The 19,866-nt window shown below is 76.0% G+C and carries 21 protein-coding genes and 1 tRNA gene; 8 read left to right on the forward strand and 14 right to left on the reverse strand.

From position 1 onward, the window contains the following. Positions 1-110 precede the first annotated feature (110 nt). Positions 111-620, forward strand: coding sequence for a hypothetical protein (locus Q0840_RS04160; RefSeq protein ID WP_298456761.1), 510 nt, complete (start codon positions 111-113; stop codon positions 618-620). A gap of 24 nt (positions 621-644) precedes the next feature. Beyond that, positions 645-717, forward strand: a tRNA-Asn gene (locus Q0840_RS04165). Positions 718-811: 94 nt separating this feature from the next. Here the strand turns inward: Q0840_RS04165 and Q0840_RS04170 are convergent. Then, on the reverse strand, positions 812-3,067 hold the full coding sequence (locus Q0840_RS04170) for a diguanylate cyclase domain-containing protein (RefSeq protein WP_298456762.1): 2,256 nt from the start codon (positions 3,065-3,067) through the stop codon (positions 812-814). 309 nt (positions 3,068-3,376) lie between these two features. Here Q0840_RS04170 and Q0840_RS04175 point away from each other — a divergent pair, with 309 nt between their 5' ends. Then, the gene (locus Q0840_RS04175) at positions 3,377-3,832 is read left to right on the forward strand and encodes a YsnF/AvaK domain-containing protein (protein WP_298456763.1); all 456 of its coding nucleotides are present in this window, start codon (positions 3,377-3,379) and stop codon (positions 3,830-3,832) included. A gap of 48 nt (positions 3,833-3,880) precedes the next feature. Here the strand turns inward: Q0840_RS04175 and Q0840_RS04180 are convergent, their stop codons facing one another. Then, entirely contained in the window at positions 3,881-4,942 is a 1,062-nt protein-coding gene (locus tag Q0840_RS04180; RefSeq protein WP_298456765.1) for a zinc-binding dehydrogenase, read from the reverse strand. Positions 4,943-5,147: 205 nt separating this feature from the next. Here Q0840_RS04180 and Q0840_RS04185 point away from each other — a divergent pair, with 205 nt between their 5' ends. Next, positions 5,148-5,918 (forward strand): SDR family oxidoreductase, encoded by a 771-nt coding sequence (locus Q0840_RS04185; protein WP_298456767.1) that lies wholly within the window; start codon positions 5,148-5,150, stop codon positions 5,916-5,918. Between the two features lie 73 nt (positions 5,919-5,991). On the opposite strand, the gene Q0840_RS04190 is transcribed toward Q0840_RS04185, so the two are convergent. From Q0840_RS04190 to Q0840_RS04200, 3 genes are all read right to left on the reverse strand, one after another. Beyond that, entirely contained in the window at positions 5,992-6,333 is a 342-nt protein-coding gene (locus tag Q0840_RS04190) for a cation transporter (RefSeq protein ID WP_298456769.1), read from the reverse strand. Between the two features lie 60 nt (positions 6,334-6,393). Next, positions 6,394-6,876 (reverse strand): DUF4396 domain-containing protein, encoded by a 483-nt coding sequence (locus tag Q0840_RS04195; protein WP_298456771.1) that lies wholly within the window; start codon positions 6,874-6,876, stop codon positions 6,394-6,396. 104 nt (positions 6,877-6,980) lie between these two features. Then, positions 6,981-7,652 carry a bifunctional 2-polyprenyl-6-hydroxyphenol methylase/3-demethylubiquinol 3-O-methyltransferase UbiG gene (locus tag Q0840_RS04200; RefSeq protein WP_298456772.1) on the reverse strand — a complete coding sequence of 224 codons (672 nt, stop codon included), beginning with the start codon at positions 7,650-7,652 and terminating at the stop codon, positions 6,981-6,983. Positions 7,653-7,783: 131 nt separating this feature from the next. Between Q0840_RS04200 and Q0840_RS04205 the strand changes: the two genes are divergently transcribed. Together Q0840_RS04205 and Q0840_RS04210 are read left to right on the forward strand one after the other, a co-directional pair. After that, positions 7,784-8,500 carry a DUF1992 domain-containing protein gene (locus tag Q0840_RS04205; RefSeq protein WP_298456775.1) on the forward strand — a complete coding sequence of 239 codons (717 nt, stop codon included), beginning with the start codon at positions 7,784-7,786 and terminating at the stop codon, positions 8,498-8,500. A gap of 131 nt (positions 8,501-8,631) precedes the next feature. Beyond that, entirely contained in the window at positions 8,632-8,997 is a 366-nt protein-coding gene (locus tag Q0840_RS04210; RefSeq protein ID WP_298456777.1) for a hypothetical protein, read from the forward strand. A gap of 122 nt (positions 8,998-9,119) precedes the next feature. Here Q0840_RS04210 and Q0840_RS04215 read toward each other — a convergent pair whose 3' ends face one another. Then, on the reverse strand, positions 9,120-9,563 hold the full coding sequence (locus Q0840_RS04215) for a DUF305 domain-containing protein (RefSeq protein WP_298456779.1): 444 nt from the start codon (positions 9,561-9,563) through the stop codon (positions 9,120-9,122). A gap of 73 nt (positions 9,564-9,636) precedes the next feature. Then, a complete protein-coding gene (locus tag Q0840_RS04220; RefSeq protein ID WP_298456781.1) occupies positions 9,637-11,307 on the reverse strand; it encodes a molybdopterin-dependent oxidoreductase in 1,671 nt (556 codons plus the stop codon). 253 nt (positions 11,308-11,560) lie between these two features. Here Q0840_RS04220 and Q0840_RS04225 point away from each other — a divergent pair, with 253 nt between their 5' ends. Continuing rightward, positions 11,561-11,806 carry a hypothetical protein gene (locus tag Q0840_RS04225; RefSeq protein WP_298456783.1) on the forward strand — a complete coding sequence of 82 codons (246 nt, stop codon included), beginning with the start codon at positions 11,561-11,563 and terminating at the stop codon, positions 11,804-11,806. A gap of 96 nt (positions 11,807-11,902) precedes the next feature. On the opposite strand, the gene Q0840_RS04230 is transcribed toward Q0840_RS04225, so the two are convergent. Continuing rightward, positions 11,903-12,178, reverse strand: a complete 276-nt coding sequence (locus Q0840_RS04230; RefSeq protein WP_298456785.1) for a hypothetical protein — start codon at positions 12,176-12,178, stop codon at positions 11,903-11,905. Between the two features lie 213 nt (positions 12,179-12,391). On the opposite strand from Q0840_RS04230, the gene Q0840_RS04235 reads away from it, so the two are divergent. Beyond that, positions 12,392-12,889 (forward strand): alpha/beta fold hydrolase, encoded by a 498-nt coding sequence (locus Q0840_RS04235; RefSeq protein WP_298457217.1) that lies wholly within the window; start codon positions 12,392-12,394, stop codon positions 12,887-12,889. 46 nt (positions 12,890-12,935) lie between these two features. On the opposite strand, the gene Q0840_RS04240 is transcribed toward Q0840_RS04235, so the two are convergent. From Q0840_RS04240 to Q0840_RS04265, 6 genes are all read right to left on the reverse strand, one after another. Next, positions 12,936-14,513, reverse strand: coding sequence for a cell wall metabolism sensor histidine kinase WalK (locus Q0840_RS04240; RefSeq protein ID WP_298456787.1), 1,578 nt, complete (start codon positions 14,511-14,513; stop codon positions 12,936-12,938). Between the two features lie 123 nt (positions 14,514-14,636). Beyond that, positions 14,637-15,677: an iron-siderophore ABC transporter substrate-binding protein gene (locus Q0840_RS04245; RefSeq protein WP_298456790.1), complete on the reverse strand. Its 1,041-nt coding sequence runs from the start codon at positions 15,675-15,677 to the stop codon at positions 14,637-14,639. 151 nt (positions 15,678-15,828) lie between these two features. Beyond that, positions 15,829-16,713 (reverse strand): ABC transporter ATP-binding protein, encoded by an 885-nt coding sequence (locus tag Q0840_RS04250; RefSeq protein ID WP_298456792.1) that lies wholly within the window; start codon positions 16,711-16,713, stop codon positions 15,829-15,831. After that, entirely contained in the window at positions 16,710-17,795 is a 1,086-nt protein-coding gene (locus Q0840_RS04255; protein ID WP_298456793.1) for an iron chelate uptake ABC transporter family permease subunit, read from the reverse strand. The genes Q0840_RS04250 and Q0840_RS04255 overlap by 4 nt, the downstream gene beginning before the upstream one ends. After that, complete coding sequence (locus Q0840_RS04260; protein WP_298456794.1) at positions 17,792-18,820, reverse strand: iron ABC transporter permease; 1,029 nt, start codon at positions 18,818-18,820, stop codon at positions 17,792-17,794. The genes Q0840_RS04255 and Q0840_RS04260 overlap by 4 nt, the downstream gene beginning before the upstream one ends. Positions 18,821-18,846: 26 nt before the next feature. Then, entirely contained in the window at positions 18,847-19,851 is a 1,005-nt protein-coding gene (locus Q0840_RS04265; RefSeq protein ID WP_298456795.1) for a siderophore-interacting protein, read from the reverse strand. Positions 19,852-19,866: the final 15 nt, after the last annotated feature.

Here is a 19,866-nt window from a genome sequence, read left to right on the forward strand (position 1 = left end):
GCGACACCCGGCACCGCCCGCAGCCCTCCGCAGTCACGGAACGGGCGCGCAGCCACCCCCAGCGGCCGGTGGGCCCCGCGCACGACCGGACCCGGCGATACCGTGGGCGGATGCCGTCGCTGCGCCGCCGTCCCCGCCTGCCCACCGCCGTCCGGGCCGGGCTCGACGTGCCCGCCGGCGACGCGGTGATCGCGTCCGCCCAGCTCACCGACGGCTGGGCGGTGGCCACCCGGCGGGCGTTGCACCTGGCGACGGACGGGGCGCCGGTGCGGCGGCGTCCGTGGTCCGACGTCGACCGGGCGGCGCTCGACCCCGGGACCAGGACCCTGTCCGTCATGTGGGTGGACGGCAGCAGGGACGACCTGCACCTGGCCCACGACGAGCCGCGCGGCCTGCCCGAGGTGCTGCGCGAGCGGGTGCAGTCGTCGGTGGTCCACAGCGAGCCGGTGACCCTGCGCGACGGCCGGCGCGTCCGCGTCGCCCTGCGCCGCGACGAGGACGGGGAACTGCTCACCCAGGTGATCGGCGACGGCGGGGTGGACCTGGCCGACCCGGACGTCGCCCGCCGGGTGGACGCCGCCGAGGCACGGGTCCGCGAGGCGGCGGGACTGCCGCTGTAGTCCTGCTACAGTTTCTTCTCGCGATCCCTCGTAGCTCAATTGGCAGAGCATCCGACTGTTAATCGGACGGTTACTGGTTCGAGTCCAGTCGAGGGAGCACACCACAGGGCCTGACCAGCACACATGTGCTGGTCAGGCCCTGTTCGTCGTCCCGGGCAGGCCCCGTAGGCCGTCGCCCGGCCGCCGCCGGGTCAGCGCCCGACGGGTGCCCGGTGGCGCGACTTGGCGGCGTACATGCGCTCGTCGGCCGCATGCAGCAGCCGGTCGAAGTCCGAGCCGTCCGCGGGGTAGGTGCTGACGCCGATCGACACCTGCACACCCACCGTGCCGCCCGCGGTGGTGACCGGCTCGGCGAGGACCTCCGCGAGCTGACCGGCGACCAGGTCGCCCTCGGTGCGCCCGTCGGTCCGGTCCACGGCCGGCAGGATCACCAGGAATTCGTCGCCGCCCAGCCGGGCGACCAGGTCACCGCGCCGCAGCCGGCTCTCCAGGCGCTCGGCGATGGTCAGGAGCAGCTCGTCCCCGACCGCGTGCCCGTGCTGGTCGTTGACCTGCTTGAAGCCGTCCAGGTCGAGGTAGAGCACGGCCGCCCCCGTGCCGGCGACCTGGGCCTGCAGCACGGTGGCGTCGAGCATCTCGGCGAGGCGACGCCGGTTGAGCAGCCCGGTGAGCGGGTCGTGGAACGCGAGCCGCTCGACCTCGCGCAGGTAGGTCTGGGCCCGCTCGCGCTCCGCGCCCAGACGCTCCTCGGTCCGGACCTGCTCGGTGACGTCGTTCTGCACGCCGATGTACTGGATGAGCCGACCGTCGTCGTCGAACACGGGCGCGACGTAGATCTCGTTCCACCAGGGCGTGCGCTCGGGGCCGCGGTAGTTCAGCACGCGCACCCGCGCCTCGCGGCCCGCCACGATCGCGTCGCGCAGCTGGGCGACGGCGGCCGGGTCGGTGTCGGGTCCCTGCAGGAAGCGGCAGTTGCGGCCGAGGGCGTCCTCGGCGCGCAGGCCCGCGAGCCGCTCGAAGGCGGTGTTGACGTAGACCAGCGGCTGCTCGGGCCGGGTGACGTCGCTGATCGTGACCCCGTTGACCGTGGCGGCCAGCGCCCGGCGCAGGGTGCGCTCGGAGCCCCCGACCTGAGCGCGCGTGAGCGCGTCGACCACCTCGGCCGGCGCGGTGCCCGGACCGGTGGCCGCGGCGGCGTCGGGCACGACGAGGCGGAGCGCGTCCTGGGGGAGCACCCGGGACATCAGCGACTGCGCGGCATCCGCCACGACCTCCCGGTCGTAGGTGAGGGCGAACTCGAACATGCGCTCGCGGTCCGGCCCGGTGTCGCCCAGGTCGCGCGCCAGCAGGGCCGCCGCGAAGTGCGGGGCGAGCACGGCGACGTCCCACTCGCCGCGGACGGCGTCGTCGGCGGCGAGGTCGGCCCCGCGGACGCCGGCCACGGGCTCGCTCGGCAGGCCCTCGCCGATCGCCGCGACGAAGCCGACCCGGTCGACGAGCTCGCGGTACCGGTGCGCCGTGGCCGGGGTGAAGTGCCGTGCCTCCTGGAAGGTCGCCACGACGGTGCAGGTGGAGCCCAGCCGCATGGCCTCCCGCTCCAGGTGCTTGCTGACCTCGATGAGCAGCGCCTTCTTCGACCGGCGCAGCGGCGTGCCCTCGGGCAGGCACGCGAACGGCGAGACGTGCTCGTGCACGACCGGCGGCGTGCGCAGCTGCAGCGCCGCGGTCGGCAGGCCCGGAGCGAGCCGCTCGCTGGGCCGGCCGAACAGCCACCCCTGACCCAGCCGCGCGCCCAGCGCCAGCGCCATGCTCAGGTGCTCCTCGTGCTCGATGCCCTCGGCCAGCACCACGGTCCCGGACCGCTCCGCCTCGGCGTTGACGGCGTTCATGATCTCGGCGAGCTCGGGACCGGGCCGCTGCTGCACCAGGCGCAGGTCCAACTTGACGATGTCCGGGCGCAGCAGCGGCATGAACGCGAGCGACAGGTCGTCCGCGCCGACGTCGTCCAGGGCGATGCGCCAGCCGGCCGCGCGCAGGCGCTGCACCGTCGCCAGCAGCTCGGCGGGCCGGGCGGCGATGGCCCGCTCGGTGATCTCCAGGACCACCTGCAGGTCGCGCGGCGCCGCGGCGCTGATCGCGAGCAGCTCCTCGAGCGGGGCCGTGTCGAGGATCTCCGGCTCCACGTTGACGAACAGCGTCAGGGGCGACAGCACGCCCGCGGTGATCGCGGTCCGCAGGGCGGTGCGGCGGCACAGCTCGTCCAGCTCGCGCAGGCGTCCCGCCGCACGCGCAGCGGCGAACAGCAGGTCGGGCCGCTCGAGCGGTCCCTGCGGACCGCGCGCGAGGGCCTCGTACGCGACGACGGCGCCCGAGTCCAGGTCGACGATCGGCTGGAACACGCTGCGCACCTGGCCGTGCGCGAGCACCTCGTCGATACCCGCCGTCATGAGCTCTCCTCCATCAGCCGCGGTGTCCACCGCCGGCGCCACCTGATCCTCTCCTGGATCGGCACCCCGCGGCCGGACTTGAGCGAGCAGCCGGGTCGCCGACGCCGAGCGGCGCCGGCCGCCCGGATGCGGTCCGGGTGCACCCCGGCGAGACTCGCCGAGGGGCCGGGTGCACCGGCTCCGGCGGGCGCGTCGCGTCCGCGCCGGCGTCCGGCGCGTCGCGACCCCCCGTCCGGGCGCCGGGCTGACGAAGGAGACCACGATGCCCCGTAGCGCCGCCAGCCCCCGCACGCACCGGGACGGCCTGCGATGACCGACCGCGAGGACAGCACCGCGTCGACCGCCGAGGTCGTCCGCTCCGAGGAGCGACTCCTCGCCGCGACCGAGTCCCACGTGACCGAGACCGTCCGCATCGGCAAGCGGGTCGTCACCGAGGAGCGGACGGTCACCGTGACCGTGCGCCGCGAGGAGCTGTACGTCGAGCGCTCGGCCGGTGCCGGGACGGCCGCGGAGGAGTCCGCGGGGACGTCGGGTGCGGACGGTCGCGACGGCGCGGCTCCGGTGCTGACCGTGACGCTCAGCGAGGAGGAGCCGGTCGTGACGACGCGGACGGTGCCGCGCGAGGTGGTCCGGGTGTACGTCGACCGCGTCACCGGTGAGGCCGAGCTCAGCGACGACGTCGCCCGCGAGGTGGTCGAGGTCGACGTCGACGGCCGCGCCGACGGGACGGGCGCCGGGGACCGGTCGGCCGAGCCGCAGCGCTGACGGGGACGAGCGCCGCCGCCCGGTGTCCGGCTGCGGCGGCGCTCGCCCCTAGGCGTCCGGGTCCGTGCGGGCGCCGTCGGTCGGCGGCGGACCGAACCGCAGGACGACCTTGCTCGAGGCGCGCGCGTCGGAGGCCAGCGCGAAGGCAGCCACGGCGTCGTCGGCGTCCAGCACGTGCGTCACCACGGCGCCGAGCGCCGGGGTCGCGGCCAGCAGGCGCACCGCGTCGTCGATCTCGTCGTCGAAGCGGAACGCGCCCCGCAGGTCGATCTCGCGGGTGACCAGGTCGGCGAGAGCGACCGGGGCGGGCTCCCCGGGCAGGATGCCGACCTGGACGACGACGCCGCCGCGGACCGCGGACCGCACCGCCTGGGTGAGCGCCTGGGGCGCCCCCGAGCACTCGAGCACGACGTCGAACGCCTCGACCGGCACCGCCTGGTCCCCGATGGCGACGGTGTGCTGGGCCCCGAGCGTCCGGGCCAGCGCCAACGGCTCGGGCAGCAGGTCGCTGACGGTCACCGACCGGGCGCCGAGGGCGACGGCAGCTCCCGCCGCCAGCAGCCCGACCGGACCCGCGCCGCTGACCAGCACCGTCCGCCCCTGCACGCCGCCGGCGCGGCGGACGGCGTGCAGCGCGACGCCCAGCGGCTCGGCGAGCACCGCACGCTCGAGCGGTAGCTCCGGCGGCAGCACGCGAACCTGGTCGGCGCGCGCCGTGAACAGGTCGCTCATGGCCCCCTGGGTGTGCGGGTCGGTCGCGGCCGAGCCCAGGTAGCGGCCGCCGGGCCAGATGCTCGGGCGGTGCTCGATGCCGGGCCGCGGTGTGCCGGGGGTGGCGGGATGGATCGTGACCGGCGTGCCGGCCGGCAGCGCGTCCGGGTGGTCGGCGCCCCGGCCGTCCGCCAGCACCGTCCCGACGACCTCGTGGCCCACCACCAGCGGCTCGCGCACCACGAAGCTGCCGACCCGGCCCTTGTGGACGTAGGACAGGTCCGACCCGCACACGCCGGCGTAGGCGATCCGGACCTGGACCTCGCCCGGGCCCGGCGGTACCGGCGCGCGCTCCTCCACGCGCACGTCCTGGGCCCCGTGGACGACGACTGCTCGCATGTGCTGCCTCCTGAGTCGGACGACCGGGGCGTGCCACCTGCGTGGCGGCGCGTTGTCGCGTGCCGGCCCCGCGGATAGTTTCTCCCCGTTCCCCCCGTTCCCCGCGTTCCCCGCGTTCCCCGCGTTCCTCCCGATCCCCGTTCCCGCGCGGCCGGACGACCGTCCGGCCCGGGGCCGCCGCCGACGACGACGAAGGTGTGACGACATGTCCGCAGAGCTCTTCTCCCTCGACGGGCGGCTCGCGCTGGTCACCGGGTCCACCCGCGGGATCGGCAACGCCCTGGCGCGCGGGCTGGCCCGGGCCGGTGCCGACGTCGTCCTGCACGGTCGGGACGCCGGGCTGCTGGCTGCCGAGCAGGCCGCCGTCGCCGACGAGACCGGTCGCGTGGTGCACACGCTGGCCTTCGACGTCACGGACCGCGTCGCGGCCGCCGAGGCCCTGGAGGGGTTCATGGCCGAGGTCGGCGTCCCGGACATCCTGGTGAACAACGCCGGGGTGCAGCACCGCGCGCCGATCAACGACTTCCCCGGGGACGACTGGGACCGGGTCGTCGCGACGAACCTCTCGAGCGCGTTCTACGTCTCCCAGCCGGTCACGCGCCGGATGGCGGAGCGGGGCTCGGGGAAGGTGGTCAACATCGGGTCCGTGCAGTCGATGCTGGCCCGCGCCACGATCGCCCCGTACTCGGCGACCAAGGGCGGCCTCGTCATGCTCACCAAGGGCATGGCCGCAGACCTGGCGCAGGACAACATCCAGGTCAACGCCATCTCGCCGGGGTACTTCGCCAGCGAGATGAACCGCGCGCTGTGGGAGGACCCGGAGTTCGACGGCTGGGTCCGGGCACGCACGCCGGCGGGCCGCTGGGGCGACGTCGAGGAGCTGGTCGGGGCGCTGGTCTTCCTCGCGTCCGCCGCGTCCCAGTTCGTCTCCGGCCAGAACATCTTCGTCGACGGCGGGATGACGTCGGTGGTGTGACGAGCGGCGGGTGCGGTGCGGACCGACGCGGGTGGCGGGAGGACCCGCGGTCGTCGCGGGTCCTCCCGCCGCGCTACGGCAGGCGACCGGTGAGCCGGTACCCGGCGCCGACGACCGCGTCGGCGACCGCGGCGTCGTCCACCGGTGCCCGGGAGGTGACGGTGACCGTCGACACGCCACCGGCCACGAGGGCGGTCTCGACCCCGGTCACGCCGTCCAGCGCGCCGATGCCGCGGCCGACCGCCGCGACGCAGTGCCCGCACGTCATGCCGGCGATGCCGTAGGCCGTCACGACGCCGGTCGCGGCCGTCGGTGCGTGGGGGGCGGGCGTCGTGGTGCCGCTCGGCGAGCAGCAGCCGCAGCCGGCGCCCGTGGTCGTGCTCACGTCGGTCAGCGGCAGGGTCCGCAGCGTCATGTCGGTCCTCCTCGTGTGCGGTGCGGGCGAGCTGGGGTGTGCCAGGTGGGACGACGTCCGTCAGTGGTACGCGTGGACGACGGCGTGGCCCTTGCCGCGGCCGATCAGCCAGCGGTTGACGGGCACGGTGACGACGAAGGCGACGGCGAGCGCCACGGCGAGCGCGCCCCAGAACAGCGGGCTGTCGAGGTGGGCGTCCATCGCGCCCGGCACCGCGAGCACGATCGCGTTGTCGACCGCCTCCATCACCGCGATGGACACCGTGTCGGCAGCCAGGGCGACCGGGACGGCCGCCCGCAGCGGCAGACCGGACCGCAGCACCGGCACGATCGTGAACGAGTAGCCGAAGACGAAGGCCAAGGCGACGGCCAGCACGATGGTGGGGACGCTGGACCAGCCGAGCGCCGTCCCGATGACCATGCCGAGCACCTCACCGATGGCGCAGCCGGTGAGGCAGTGCAGCGTCGCCGAGATCGCGAGCCGGGTCAGCGCCCGGCCGGTGGGGCGCCCGGCGGATGTGGTGCGGTGCGTCGAGTGGTCCATGCGTGCTCCCGGTGCGTCGCGGCGATGTACCCCCGGGGGGTACCTGCGCCCGTCCCAACGCGGCCGGGTCGCGAACTATGCCCGGCTGCCGCCGGTCACCTCGCTCACCGCCGCCGGGCCCGCAGCACGAGGTCCTGCACGTGGTGCGCGCCGCCGCCCCCGGTGACCGAGCGCGGACGCCGTTCGTCGACCTCGATCTGCCAGTCGGTGCCCAGCACGGCGGCGACGTCGGCGGGCAGGGCGTACAGAGCGGGGTCGAAGCCGCCGTCGCGCGCGTGGTCGCCGGAGTGGTCGTCGGCGCCGCCGTGGGCGTGGTCGTGGTCGTGGGCGTAGTCGTGGTCGACCGCGTGGTGCACGACCAGCAGCGTGCCGCCGGGGGCGACGAGGCCGGCCAGGGTGCGCTCGGCGACCTGACCGGGCGTCCTGCGCAGGACGGCGTACTGCGCCGAGACGAGGTCGAAGGCGCCGGCCGGCAGGTCCGCCTCGACCAGCCCGGCGTGGACCCAGGTGACCGGCACGCCGGCGTCCCGGGCGTGGCCGGCGGCGCGGTCCAGCGCCACACGAGACACGTCCAGGGCAGTCACCCGCCAACCCTGCCGCGCGAGCCACACGGCGTCGGCCCCCTCGCCGCAGCCGACGTCCAGGGCGCGGCCCGCGGGGAAGCCGGCGACCTCGGCGACGAGGGCGCCGTTCGGCTCACCGCTCCAGATCGGGGCGTCGCCGTAGCGCTCGTCCCACTCGGCGGCGTCGGGGGTGAGGTCCAGGTGCTCGGTCACGGCGTCAGCGTGGACCGTCCGACCGTGTGTCGCCAAGCCCGCGTGCCGTTCCGGCAACACGGCGACGCGCCGGGTGGGCGGAGCGGGGGCGCCGTACGGTGGGGGCGGCGGTCGAGCACACCGGCCGCGACATGCCGACCAGACCGCGCACGGGGGTCACGATGGGCGAGCAGGACCCGCACCGGCGGGCGGCGCAGTACCGGCTGGAGCGGCTCGACGAGGACTCCGACGTCGGTGGTCCGGGTGACGGACGCGCACGGGACGCCGGGCCGCGCGCGCGGCCCGAGCCGGCGGACGACCCGGTTGCGTCGGGTCCGCGACCCCGAGGGATGGCTGCGCGGGCCGCGTTCGCCGACGAGCTGGTCCGGCAGGCGATGGCCCGGGGGGAGTGGGACGACCTGCCGCTGGCCGGCAAGCCGATCCCGGGTATCGGTGGCCGCTACGACCCCGACTGGTGGCTCAAGTCGCTCATCGAGCGGGAGCAGATCACCGGCGTGCTGCCCGAGGCGCTCCAGCTGCGCAAGGACGACGCCGCGCTCGACGGGGTGCTCGACCGTCAGCACGGGCCCGAGGCGGTCCGCGAGGCCCTCGAGGAGTTCAACGCCCGCATCATCGCGGCGCGACGTCAGCTGCGCGGCGGGCCGCCCGTGGTGACACCGCTGCGCGACGTCGCGGCCGAGGTCGACCGGTGGCGCGCGCGTCGGGAGGCCCGGGTGGCGCAGGCGATCGCCCGGTCGGCCGAGCAGGAGCGGGTTCGGGCCGAGGAGGCGGCGCGACGTGCGGACGGGCGCTGGTGGCGGCGCGTCGCCCGGCGGGCGCGGGCCACCGCGCGCAGCGGCTCCCACTGACCAGCGGTGAGCACGGGCCGGTCGGGCGGCTTGCGCCAGCGGCGCCCAGGTGTTGACCGGGGTTCGACTGGCTGACGAGCGGATGGCCGTGGTGGCGTGCCGTCCGGGTTCCGAGCACCGTGGAGGTCATCATGCTGGGTGCGACCGGTGGCGGGGAGCCGATCCGCGACGTCCGCGAAGGGATGCGGGTCGTGGACTCGGCCGGCGACGAGGTCGGCACGGTCTCGCAGGTCCGCATGTCCGATCCCGGGTCCGCGACGACGGAGGGTCAGGGCATGGGACGCAGCAGCGGGCTGGTCGGGGCCGTGGCGGACGCCTTCGTCGGGGGTGGCGGGCTGCCCGAGCAGGAGCAGGAGCGTCTGGTGCGGCTGGGATTCGTGCGGATCGACGCCGGTGGGGTCTTCTCCGGCGACCGGTACGCGGCGAGCGACGAGATCGCCGCGGTGACTCAGGACGCCGTCCAGCTCAGCGTGGCGCGGGACCGGTTGGTCGGCTGACGGCTCCGGGCGGTGCCCGGGGCCTGGCGCAGCACGCGCGGGACACCGCCTCCTCGGCCGGGCGCGGGGCTGGTGGGGCGTGCCGCGGACGCCGTGGACGGGACCCCGGTCCCGCGGTGCTGTCAGTACTCCTCGAGGATGCGCTGCATCTCGGCGATCTCCTCGCGCTGCGTCTCGATGATGCCGTCGCACAGCTCGATGATCTCCGGATCGGTCAGTGACGCCTCCTGGCAGACCAGGATGGCCCGGGAGTGGTGCGGGATCATGGAGTGCAGGAACGCCTCGTCGCCCACGAAGGTCTCGGTGCGGCCGAGGACGAACGCGGTCACGAGCGTCGCGGCGAAGGTGACCAGCAGGCCGGCGTTGAGGCGCTTGTTCGTGTACATGGGTCGCATGACCAGCAGCATCACGACGCCCATCGCGCCGACCATCATCAGGCTCAGGTAGAAGTTGCTGATGTTGAAGTAGAAGTGGTCCCACCGGCGTGTCTGGGCCAGGCTCAGGCAGAACATCACCAGCAGGCTCACGCCCAGCGCGATGCCGAGCCGCGGGTACATGCTCTTCATCGTTACTCCTCCTTGACGGTCAGCAGGGCCGAGGTTGACCTTAGCGACGCCGCGCTGACCCGGCACCCGGGCGTCACGCCTCGGCCACGACCACCTGGATGGTGTGCCGGCCGGCGGCGCCGTCGGGCGCGACCGGGGTGCGCTGGTCGGTCTGCGTCTCGCCGGTGCCGTCGCTCGCGCGCACGCTGAGCGTGTGCCGGCCCGGGGTGGCGTCCCACTCCAGGACCCACTGGCGCCAGGTGTCGACGTCCAGGGCGGCGGCCAGGCGCGCGCTCTGCCACGGGCCGTCGTCGACGCGGACCTCGACCTGCTCGATGCCGCGGGTCGGCGCCCACGCCACCCCCGCGATGGGCTGCCGGCCCGGGCTGAGCGGCGCCGTCGCCCGCGGCACGTCGATGCGCGACTGGGTCTTGACCGGCCCCTCACGTGCCCAGCCGCGCGGGATCCAGTAGCCGGCCTCGTCCTCGAAGGTCGTCAGGTCGATGGCGGTGAGCCACTTCGTCGCCGAGACGTAGCCGTACAGTCCCGGCACCACGAGACGCGCCGGGAACCCGTGCCGAGCGGGCAGCGGCTCGCCGTTCATCGCCACGGCCACCATGGCGTCCTCGACGTCCAGCGCGGTCCGGACCGGGAAGCCGGCGGTGAACCCGTCGACCGACCGGCCGAGCAGCTGGGTGGCGCCGCGCTGGATCCCGGCCCGGTCGAGCAGCGCGCGCAGCGGGACACCCTGCCAGCGCGCGTTGCCGACCAGCTGCCCGCCGACCTGGTTCGACACGCACGCGAGGGTGATGTCCGCCTCCAGGTGCGGCATCGCCAGGAGCTCGGCGTAGGTGAGGCGGTACGGCCGGTCCACCATCCCGCCGATGCTCAGGGACCACGTCGTGGAGTCGACCTGGGGGATCGTCAGCGCGGTGTCGATCCGGTAGAAGTCCTCGTTCGGCACGAACAGCGGCGTCAGCCCGGCGATGCCCAGGTCGGCGTCGGCCGGGACCGGCGGCGCGGGCTGCGCCGGCGCGGGCAGTCGCAGCGCGGCGCGGATCTGCTCCACGCGGTCGGGCGACGTCAGCCACCGTCCGGCGGTCGCACCGGCGGCCGCGACCGCCGCCGCCACGACGACGAGCTGCAGGAACGGGCGACGCTGGACCCCGCGCGCCTCGCCGGTACCGGCGTCGGGCGTGCCGGCCGAGCCCGCTCGGGTGGCCGGTGCGGCGTCGGCGTCGGCATGGGTGTCGGCGGTGTGCGGTGCGGCGCGCAGCAGCACCAGCAGCGTGGCGATGCCCGCGGCGGCCCCCAACCCGCCGACGACGACGGCGAGCAGCGGATTCGTGCGACCGTCGGCGAAGGACGCCACCACCCCGACGGCGGCGACGGCCGCGATCGCCAGGCACGCGGCCGTGCGGTGCCGACGCCCGAGCAGCCCGACCACGGCGCCCAGGACTGCGCAGACGAGCAGGACGGTACCGATGAGCACCGGCTTGTCGGCCGTCCCGAGCGTGGCGATCGCCGCGCGCTCGAGCCAGCCGGGGACGGAGTCGACGACCGCGTCCCCGACCGCCAGGACCAGGGACCGTGCGCCGGGCACCGCGCCGGCGCCCAGCTCGGTGACGGCCAGCGCGACGGCCGTGGCCAGCAGCCCGGACAGCGCGACCGCCCAGCGGCGCGGCGCGGGACGCGACCCGGTGGACCCGTCACCGGGTGCGGCACCCGTCGTGGCGGTGCCCGGTGGTCCGGCGTGGTCGGGCATGGTCGTTCCTCTCGATCGGTGCGGCGGGCGCGGCGTCATCCGCGAGAGGTTCGGAGCGCTCGGTCCCGTGGCTTGCTCGCCCGGCACGGCGACGCGGCGACGCGGCGACGCGGCCACGAGGCGGGTGGCTCGGCGCGGTCGTGGGACGGCAGCCGACCGTCGACCGGTCGGCACCGACGCGGCACGGATCGGTTCGCCCACTGTTCGCGGGCCGTTCCCTGCGCGGCCACGGTGGTCGCGCAGACTCGCGGGCATGACGGGATGGCAGCCGACGAAGGCGCAGATGGCGGTCGACATCGTCGCCGCGGTGATGGCGGGGCAGCCCCGTCACGAGGTGGAGGCCGAGCTGGACCACTGGCTCTGCCGGCGCCGGGGTGTGCTGCTGGAGCCGGTGCGCTCCCGCACCGTCGACGCGATCGCCGGCGGTGCGCGCTCGGTGACGCTGCCGCACGTCGAGGTGCCGGTGGACGCCCCGGTGCTGGAGATCTCGGTCAGCTGACGCCGGGGGCGCGGGCGCCCGCCGACGTGCGCCGGCCGCGGCCGTGCCCGACGTCGGGCCGCACGTCGCGGCGGCCGGACGGGGCGCGCAGCGCCGTCAGCGGTACTCGCGCCGGCGCCGCAGGGCGGTGCTGCCGACCGGCTCGTCGTCCTGGACCCGCTCCAGGAAGCGGCGGAACTCCCACGACGTCGCCCACTGCCGGGGGCGGCCGGGGCGGGAGTCGAACCACACGGCGTGGGCCTCGCGGGCGCCCGCGCGCGCCAGGTCGTCGACGTCGTCGGCCTCCAGGCGCCGCGCGGGGTCACGGACCAGACGGTCGCGGGTCTCGGGGGACAGCCGGCGCCAGACGGCGGTGAACGTGCTCACGAGCATGCGGGACGCTAACCCGGAAAGCGCCGTCCCGCAGCGCGGGCGTCGCTCCGTGAGACGACCGGCAGGGCCGACGCGGGCGCGGTCCGGTGCGCGCGCGCCGGGGAGCCCGGTGAGGATCGGGTCATGGAGCTGCCCCTGGGTCGCACCGAGCGGGTCGACATCGGTGGGCGCCGGCTCGATGTCTGACTGGGCCGGGAACCCGGTCCCACGGTCCTGCTCGTCACGGCATCCCGACGAACCACCGCCTGTGGTGCGACGTCGGGCCGGCCCCGGCCGCACGCGCGCGTCGTGGCCGTGGACCTGCTCGGGTACGGCGCCTCGGACCGGCCCGACGGAGGGGACGTCGACCTCGCGTCCCCGGTGTCGTACCTGCTCGGAGTGCTGGACGCCGTCGAGCGTCCGGACGCAGTCGTGGTGGGGCACGACCTGGGCGGAGGCATCGCGCAGATCCTCGTCACCACGAGCCCGCACCGCGTCCGCGGGCCGGGCGTCGTCAACGGCGTCTGCTACGACGCCTGGCCGGTGCCGCTCGTGGATGGTGACGCCGGCCCGGCCCCTGCTGTGGCTGATGCCGCCGGGCGCGGTCGTCACCCCGCTGCGGGTCGTCCTGCGCACCCTGTTCGGCCGGCCCGCCAGCGCGGAGGCGTTCGTCCAGGCGTCCGTCGGCCCATGGGCGCGGCCGCGGTCCTCGCGCTGCTGCGGCGCAGCTGACCGTCGCCACCGGCCCACCGGCCCACCGGCCCACCGGGCCGCCGTGTCACGGGGGTGGTGCCGCCGGCAGCGTGACCGTGAACGTGGTCCCGTCGGGGCCGCTGTCGACGTCGATCCGCCCGCCGTGCGCCGCGACGACGGCGTCCACGATCGCCAGGCCGAGCCCGCTCGACCCGCTCCCGGGGGACCGGGCCGCGTCGCCGCGGGTGAACCGCTGGAACAGCTGCCCGCGCAGCTCGGACGGGATGCCGGGGCCGTCGTCGGACACCGCGACCGTCACGGTGCCGCCGGTGCCGCTCGTTCCGGGCGGTCGGCGTCGGACGGTCGTCACCACCCGGGTGCCGGCCGGCGTGTGCACGCGGGCGTTGGCGAGCAGGTTCACCAGGACCTGCCGGAGCCGGTCGGCGTCACCGACCGTGACGACGGGCGCGAACCCGTCGTCGTCGTCGTGGAGGTCCTCGTGCCCGACGTCGCCGCCGTCGGCACCCTCGGCTCCCGAGGTCTCGCCCGGGGTGGCGGACAGGTCCAGCGCCCACACGTGGTCCGGCCCGGCGGCGTGGGCGTCACAGACGGCGTCGACGGCCAGCGCGACGAGGTCGACCGGGACCGCCTCGAGCGGGCGGCCGGCGTCCAGCCGGGCCAGCAGCAGCATGTCCTCGACGAGCGCCGTCATGCGGCGCGACTCGGACTCCACCCGCTCCATCGCGCGCAGCGCGTCCGGTGGGACGTCCGCGCGCATCCGCCGGACCAGCTCGGCGTACCCCCGGATCGAGGCGAGCGGGGTGCGCAGCTCGTGGCTCGCGTCGGCGACGAACTGGCGCACCTGGGTCTCGCTCGCCTGCCGCGCCGCCAGCGCCGCCTCGACGTGGCCGAGCAGCCGGTTCAGCGCCGTGCCGACCTGACCGACCTCGGTGGCCGGGTCGGTGTCCGCTGCGGGCAGGCGCTCGACGAGCGCCACCTCGCCCTCGTGCAGGGGCAGCTCGCTGACCCGGGTCGCCGTCGCGGCGACCCGTCTGAGCGGGCGCAGCTCGCGTCGCACCAGCGCGCCCCCCGCCAGGGCCGCCGCGACGATGCCGAGCGCCGCGATCCCCGCCTCCACGAGCAGGTAGTCGCGGACCGTGCTGCTCGCGGCCTGGGTGGACAGGCCCGTCACGACGAGGTCGCCGTCGTCGCTCGTGGTCGCCACGACCCGGTACGCGCCGAGGTCACCGAGGTCGGCCGTGGTCGGCGCCTCGCCGGGCGTGACGGACGCCAGGGTGGCTCGCTGGTCCTCGGTCAGCGAACGGGTCTCGCCCTCGGCGTCGATGACGCCCGCGCGGACCACCCCGTCGTCGACGGACAGGCTCACCGTGCCGGCGCCCTGTCCTCGGACGTCCAGACCGGGCGGCTGGTCGGGGACCTCGCCCCGCTCGCCGCCGGGCGGGGCCGGCGCGCCGTCCGTGCGAGCGGGGCGCTCCTGGGCCCGCACCGCGCGCTGGCTGGACTCCTGGAGCCGGCCGTCGAGCTGGGCCACGAGAGAGCCGCGCAGGGCCAGCGCCGAGACCGCCCCCATGGTGAGCGTCACGGCGGCGAGCAGCAGCACCAGGACGACGACGAGGCGCCGTCGCAGGGTCCAGCGGGTCATGGCCGGCTCGGCTGGGGGGCGGGCAGCGCGACGGCGGCGGGGGAGGGCACGGCCCCATCGTCGCGGGCCCGGCTCCGGACCGGCTGGACGTCACCTGTGAGCGCGCTGTGCCGGCTCAGGCGGTCAGCCGCGTGCCGCGACCGCCGACTCGAGCTCGGTGACGACGTCGTCCAGGCCCCACGGCAGCGACAGCGCCGTCGGCGGGGACACCGAGGCGATGAACTCCTCACCGACGAGCCCGGCGACCGCGCCGCTGCGCACCTGCGGCATGACCTGCGTGTACGGGGCGGTGAGGAAGGTCTGCAGCTCGTCGTCGGTGGTCGCGTAGGCGACGAGCACGTCGCTGCGCAGCTCGTCGAGCCGCTCGGGGCTCAGCGTGAAGTAGAACGACGACTCGTCGGTGTCCAGCGCGTCCACCGCCGGGGCGTTGACGAAGCCGAGGTCGAGCATGAACTCCACCCGCGGGTCCTCGTCGGCGTAGACGTAGAACACCCCGGCGGTGTCCCAGGTGGCCGCGAGCGAGAGCCCCTCGAACTCCGGGTGCGCCTCGCGCTGCTCGGCGATCTGGGCGTCGATGTCCGCGAGCACGTCCTCGGCCTCGTCCTGCCGGCCGAGCGCCTCACCGGTGATCGTCACGACGTCGCGCCACGGGGTGGCCCACGGCTCGTCCGGGTAGGCGACCACGGGGGCGATCGCGGTGAGCGTCTGGTACTGCTCGGCGGTGATGCCCGAGTACGGCGCCAGGATCACGTCGGGGTCCGCGGCCGCGATCTCCTCGAACGGGACGTCGTCGCCGGTGTCCGGCAGCACCGTCGGCACCTCCTCGCCGGCCTCCTCCAGCGCCTCCCGGATCCACGGCAGGACGCCTTCGTCGTCCCCGCCGTAGCTCTGGGTCGGGATGGCGACCGGGGTCACGCCGAGCGCGATGACGGCGTCGGCGGTGCCCCATCCCCAGGTGACGACCCGCTCGGGCTCCTCCTCGATGGTCGTGGAGCCCAGAGCGTGCTCGATGGTCACGGGGAACGCGTCGGACGCGGTGGCCGTGTCGTCCGCCGGGGCCGACGCCTCCGGCTCGGCGTCGGTGCCGGCGCACCCGGCGGCGAGCAGCGCGGTGGACAGGACGACGGCGACGGAAGTGGTCCGACGGCGCAGGGCGGATGTCACAGGTGTCTCCTCCGGGTGAGGTGCGGCACGCCGGGAGCACACGCCCGGCGGGCGGTGCCGCGCCTCCGCGTGCTTCCAAGGTGAGGCTACCCTAAGTCGACAGGGTCGCGGTGCCGCGTCGCCCGGGCGGCACGTCGGCGCGCCGGGAGGGTCACCGCTCGGTCGGCCGGGATCGGGGCAGGATGACCGGCCGACCGGTGTCCGGGTCGGGCAGGATGCGCGCCCGCACGCCGAACGCCTGCTCGACCACGGCCTCGGTGAGCGTCGCGACCGGCTCGCCCCGGGCCACCACGCGGCCCTGCGCCATGACCACGACCTCGTCGGCGTAGCGCGCCGCGAGGGTCAGGTCGTGCATCACCAGCACGACGGTCATGCCGCGCCGGACCTCGGCGCGCAGCACGTCGAGCACCTCGACCTGGTGCGCGACGTCCAGGGCGCTGGTGGGCTCGTCGAGCAGCAGGATGCGCGGCTGCTGCGCGAGCGCCATGGCGATCCAGACCCGCTGGCGCTGCCCCCCGCTGAGCTGGTCCACCCGCTGGTGGACGAGCGGCAGGGAGTCGGTCGCGGCCAGGGCGGCGGCCACGACCTGGTCGTCGTCGCTGCGGTGGCCGCGGAACAGCGGCTGGTGCGGGTAGCGCCCGTGGGCGACGAGGTCGCCCACCCGGATGCCGTCGGGTGCGACCGGGGACTGCGGCAGGATGCCGACCGTCCGGGCGATCCGCCGGGTCGGCAGCCGGGCGAGGTCGACGCCGTCGAGGGTGACGGAGCCGGCCCGCGGGGTGAGCAGCCGGGCCAGCCCGCGCACGAGCGTGGACTTGCCGCTCGCGTTGGCCCCGACCAGCACGGTGAGCGCGCCCGGGGTGACGTCCAGGTCGACCCCGTGCACGACGTCGGACGGCCCGTACCCGAGGGTGAGGCCGTGCGCACGCAGCAGCGGCCCGGGCGCCGCGCCGGGGACGGGGACGTCGGCGGGGTGCTCGACGACGCGCGCGGCGTGGGCGGCGCGGGCGGTCGGCGACGGTCGGGTCCTGGTCATGCGGACAGCTCCTTGCGCCGCTCGCCCCGGACGAGCAGCCAGATGAGGAAAGGGGACCCGAGGACGCCGGTGACGAGGCCGACCGGCGGCTCGAGCGACCCGGGGACGAGGTGCTGGGCCACCAGGTCGGCCCCGACGACGACGAGGCCGCCGACCAGCGTGGCGGTCACGAGCGCGGACCCGCGCCCGCGGACGCGGCGCGCGATCGGACCGGACACGAACGCCACGAACGCCACCGGACCGGCGACGGCCACCGCCACGGCGGCCAGGACGCTCGACAGCAGGATGGCCGTGACCCGGGTCGCGACCGGGCGGGCGCCGATGGCGCGGGCGCTGTCGTCGTCCAGCCCCGTGGCCGCGAGCGGGCGGCGCAGCGCGAGCAGGACGACGCCGACCCCGGCCAGCACCGCGGCGACCCGCAGGACGTCGCCCCACGGCGCGGTGCCGACGCTGCCCACCAGCCAGAAGAAGGCGCTCTGCGCCTCGCTCAGGCTGGCCCGGGTGAGCCCGTACCCGAGGAAGCCGTTGGCCAGGAACGCGACGGCGACCCCGACCACGATGAACCGGGTCCCGGTCACGCCGCGCCCGCTGAGTCCGAACACGGCCCCGGCCGCGGCCAGCGCGCCACCGAGCGCCGCGAGGTCGACGGTCCTCCCGGTGGCGCCGGCGGCGATCGCGAGCACCGCGGCGGCGCTCGCGCCGCCGGTCAGGCCCACGATGTCCGGGCTCGCCAGCGGGTTGCGCACGACGGACTGCAGCAGCGCCCCGGCCAGCCCGAGTGCGCCGCCGACGACGAGCGTGAGCGCGAGCCGCGGCAGCCGCAGCCCGGTCACGATGAACCGCGCGCGGCCCTCCTCACCGGCCAGTGCGCCGAGCACCTCGGCCGGGCTCAGCGCGACCGATCCCACCGCGAGCGCCGTCACGGCCAGGGCAGCGAGCAGGACCCCGAGCACGAGCACCACGGTCGTGGCGCGGAGCCGGTCGGCGCGGCGCACGCGCGCCAGCGCCGACGGGCCCGACGCCGACGGCGCCGTGCGCGCCTGGCCGGCCCCCGGTGCGGTCGCGGCGGTCGTGGCGCTCACAGCCCGGCCGCCCGGCCCGAGCGCACCAGGGCGATCAGCAGGGGCGCGCCGACGGCGGCGACCACGATCCCGACCTCGAGCTCGCCCGGCGGCACGACGACCCGTCCGAGGCTGTCCGCGAGCACCACCAGGCTCGCCCCGAGCACGGCCGCGACCGGCAGCAGGCGCAGGTGGCGGCCGCCCACGAGCGCGCGCGCCCCGTGCGCCCCCAGCAGTCCCACGAACACCAGCGGGCCCGCCAGTGCGGTCGCCGTCCCGCACAGCACGACGACCGCGCCCACGGCGGCCGCACGGGTCGGGACCGGGCGGAACCCCAGCCCCCGCGCGACGTCGTCGCCGAGCGCGAGGGCGTCCAGGGCGCGCGCGAGCGCCAGCGCCCCGACGGCGCCGACGAGCTGCAGCGGCGCCAGCGACGACGCCAGGTCCAGGTCGCGCCCGGCGAGCGAGCCGACGGTCCACAGCCGGTACCGGTCCAGGGCGGCCGGGTCCCCGAGGAGCACGAGGGTGGTCAGGGACGTCAGGCCGGCGGTGACCGCTGCTCCCGCCACCACCAGGATGGCCGGTGCGGCGCCGGCCCGTGCCGAGGTGGCGATCACGGCGATGAGCGACGCGGCCGCGAGCGCACCCAGCAGGGCGAACCCGGCGAGCTCCACCGCGGACCCCACCCCGACCACGCTGATCGCCAGCACCACGGCGAACGCCGCGCCGGCGTTGACGCCCAGCAGGCCCGGGTCGGCGACGGGGTTGCGGGTCACGCCCTGCATGACGACTCCGGCCAGCCCGAGCGCCGCGCCGGCGAGCAGCCCCACGACGGTACGGGGCACCCGCAGGTCGCGTACCACGACGACGTCGGCCGAGTCCCGGCCGAGGGATGCCGGGTCGAGCAGCGCGGTCAGCACGGTGGGCAGGCCCGTGGTGCGGGCTCCGACGCACAGGCTGATCGTCACGGCGACCACGACCAGCCCCAGCAGGGCGAGGGGGACCGCCCACCGACGCGTCGCGGCGCCGGGTGCGGGAGCCGTCACCGGCCGGCCCCGCACGGACGCCGGTGTCACTGGGACTCGGAGCGCCCGCGTCGCCAGTACCCCATGAACGCGACGTTGGACCGGGCCACGCCGATGTCGCTCACCAGGTGCCGGCGCAGCGTCTTGACCGTGCCGGCCTCGCCGGCGATCCAGGAGTAGAAGTCGCCGGTGGTCGGGTCGACGGGGGAGTCCCAGAGCAGGTCGGTGTCCACGTCGACGTCCTCGAGGTCGTCGGGGGTGGGTCGCACGACGGTACGGAGCTGGCTCATGTGCCGGGGCAGCCAGGCAGCGACCGCCTGGGTGAGCAGCGCCCCGTGGGGGGCCACCGCCGCGAACCCCTCGGCGGTCTCGCAGCCGGCGTCGCGCGCCACCCAGGCCACCTGCGACCGGCCGCGCGGCACGAGGTTCTGGATGTCGGCACTGGTCGGGACCTCGATGAACGCCTGCGCGGTCACGCCCGGGTCGAGGGACTCCACGATGCTGCAGATCGCGGGTGCAGCGGTCTCGTCCCCGGCGAGCAGCAGGTGGCGTGCGCGCCCGGGCCGCCAGTCGCAGCCGACCGTCGGGTCCGCCGTGCGGCTGTCCGGCCCGACCACGACGACGCGGTCGCCGGCCGTCGCGCGGTGCAGCCACGCCGCGGCGGGCCCGTCCGCCTGTCCGGGGACGGCGTCGTGCAGCACCATGTCGACGTCCAGCTCGCGCCGCTCGGGGCGCACGCTGCGCACGGTGTAGGTCCGGACGGGGTTGCGCTCGTCGGCGGGCAGGTCGCGCCAGGTCGCGTACCAGGTGCCGTCCAGGACGGCCTGCGGGTCGTTCGCGCCGACGTCGCACAGCGAGCCGTCGGCGTGGGGCAGCAGCAGCTTGATGCGCTGGTCGAGCCCGGTGGTGCCGAGCAGCCCGAAGTCCTCGCCGGTGAAGGTGACCCGCACGAAGTGCGGGCTCAGCCGCAGCACCCGCTGGACGACGGCCTCGAAGGGCCGGTACGCGGGGTGGACCGGTGCGACGGCGGTCGCTGCGGCTGAGGTAAGCATCGCCTTACCTTAACA

The sequence above is a fragment of the uncultured Cellulomonas sp. genome (assembly GCF_947494015.1).
In the GTDB taxonomy this organism is placed as follows: domain Bacteria; phylum Actinomycetota; class Actinomycetes; order Actinomycetales; family Cellulomonadaceae; genus Pengzhenrongella.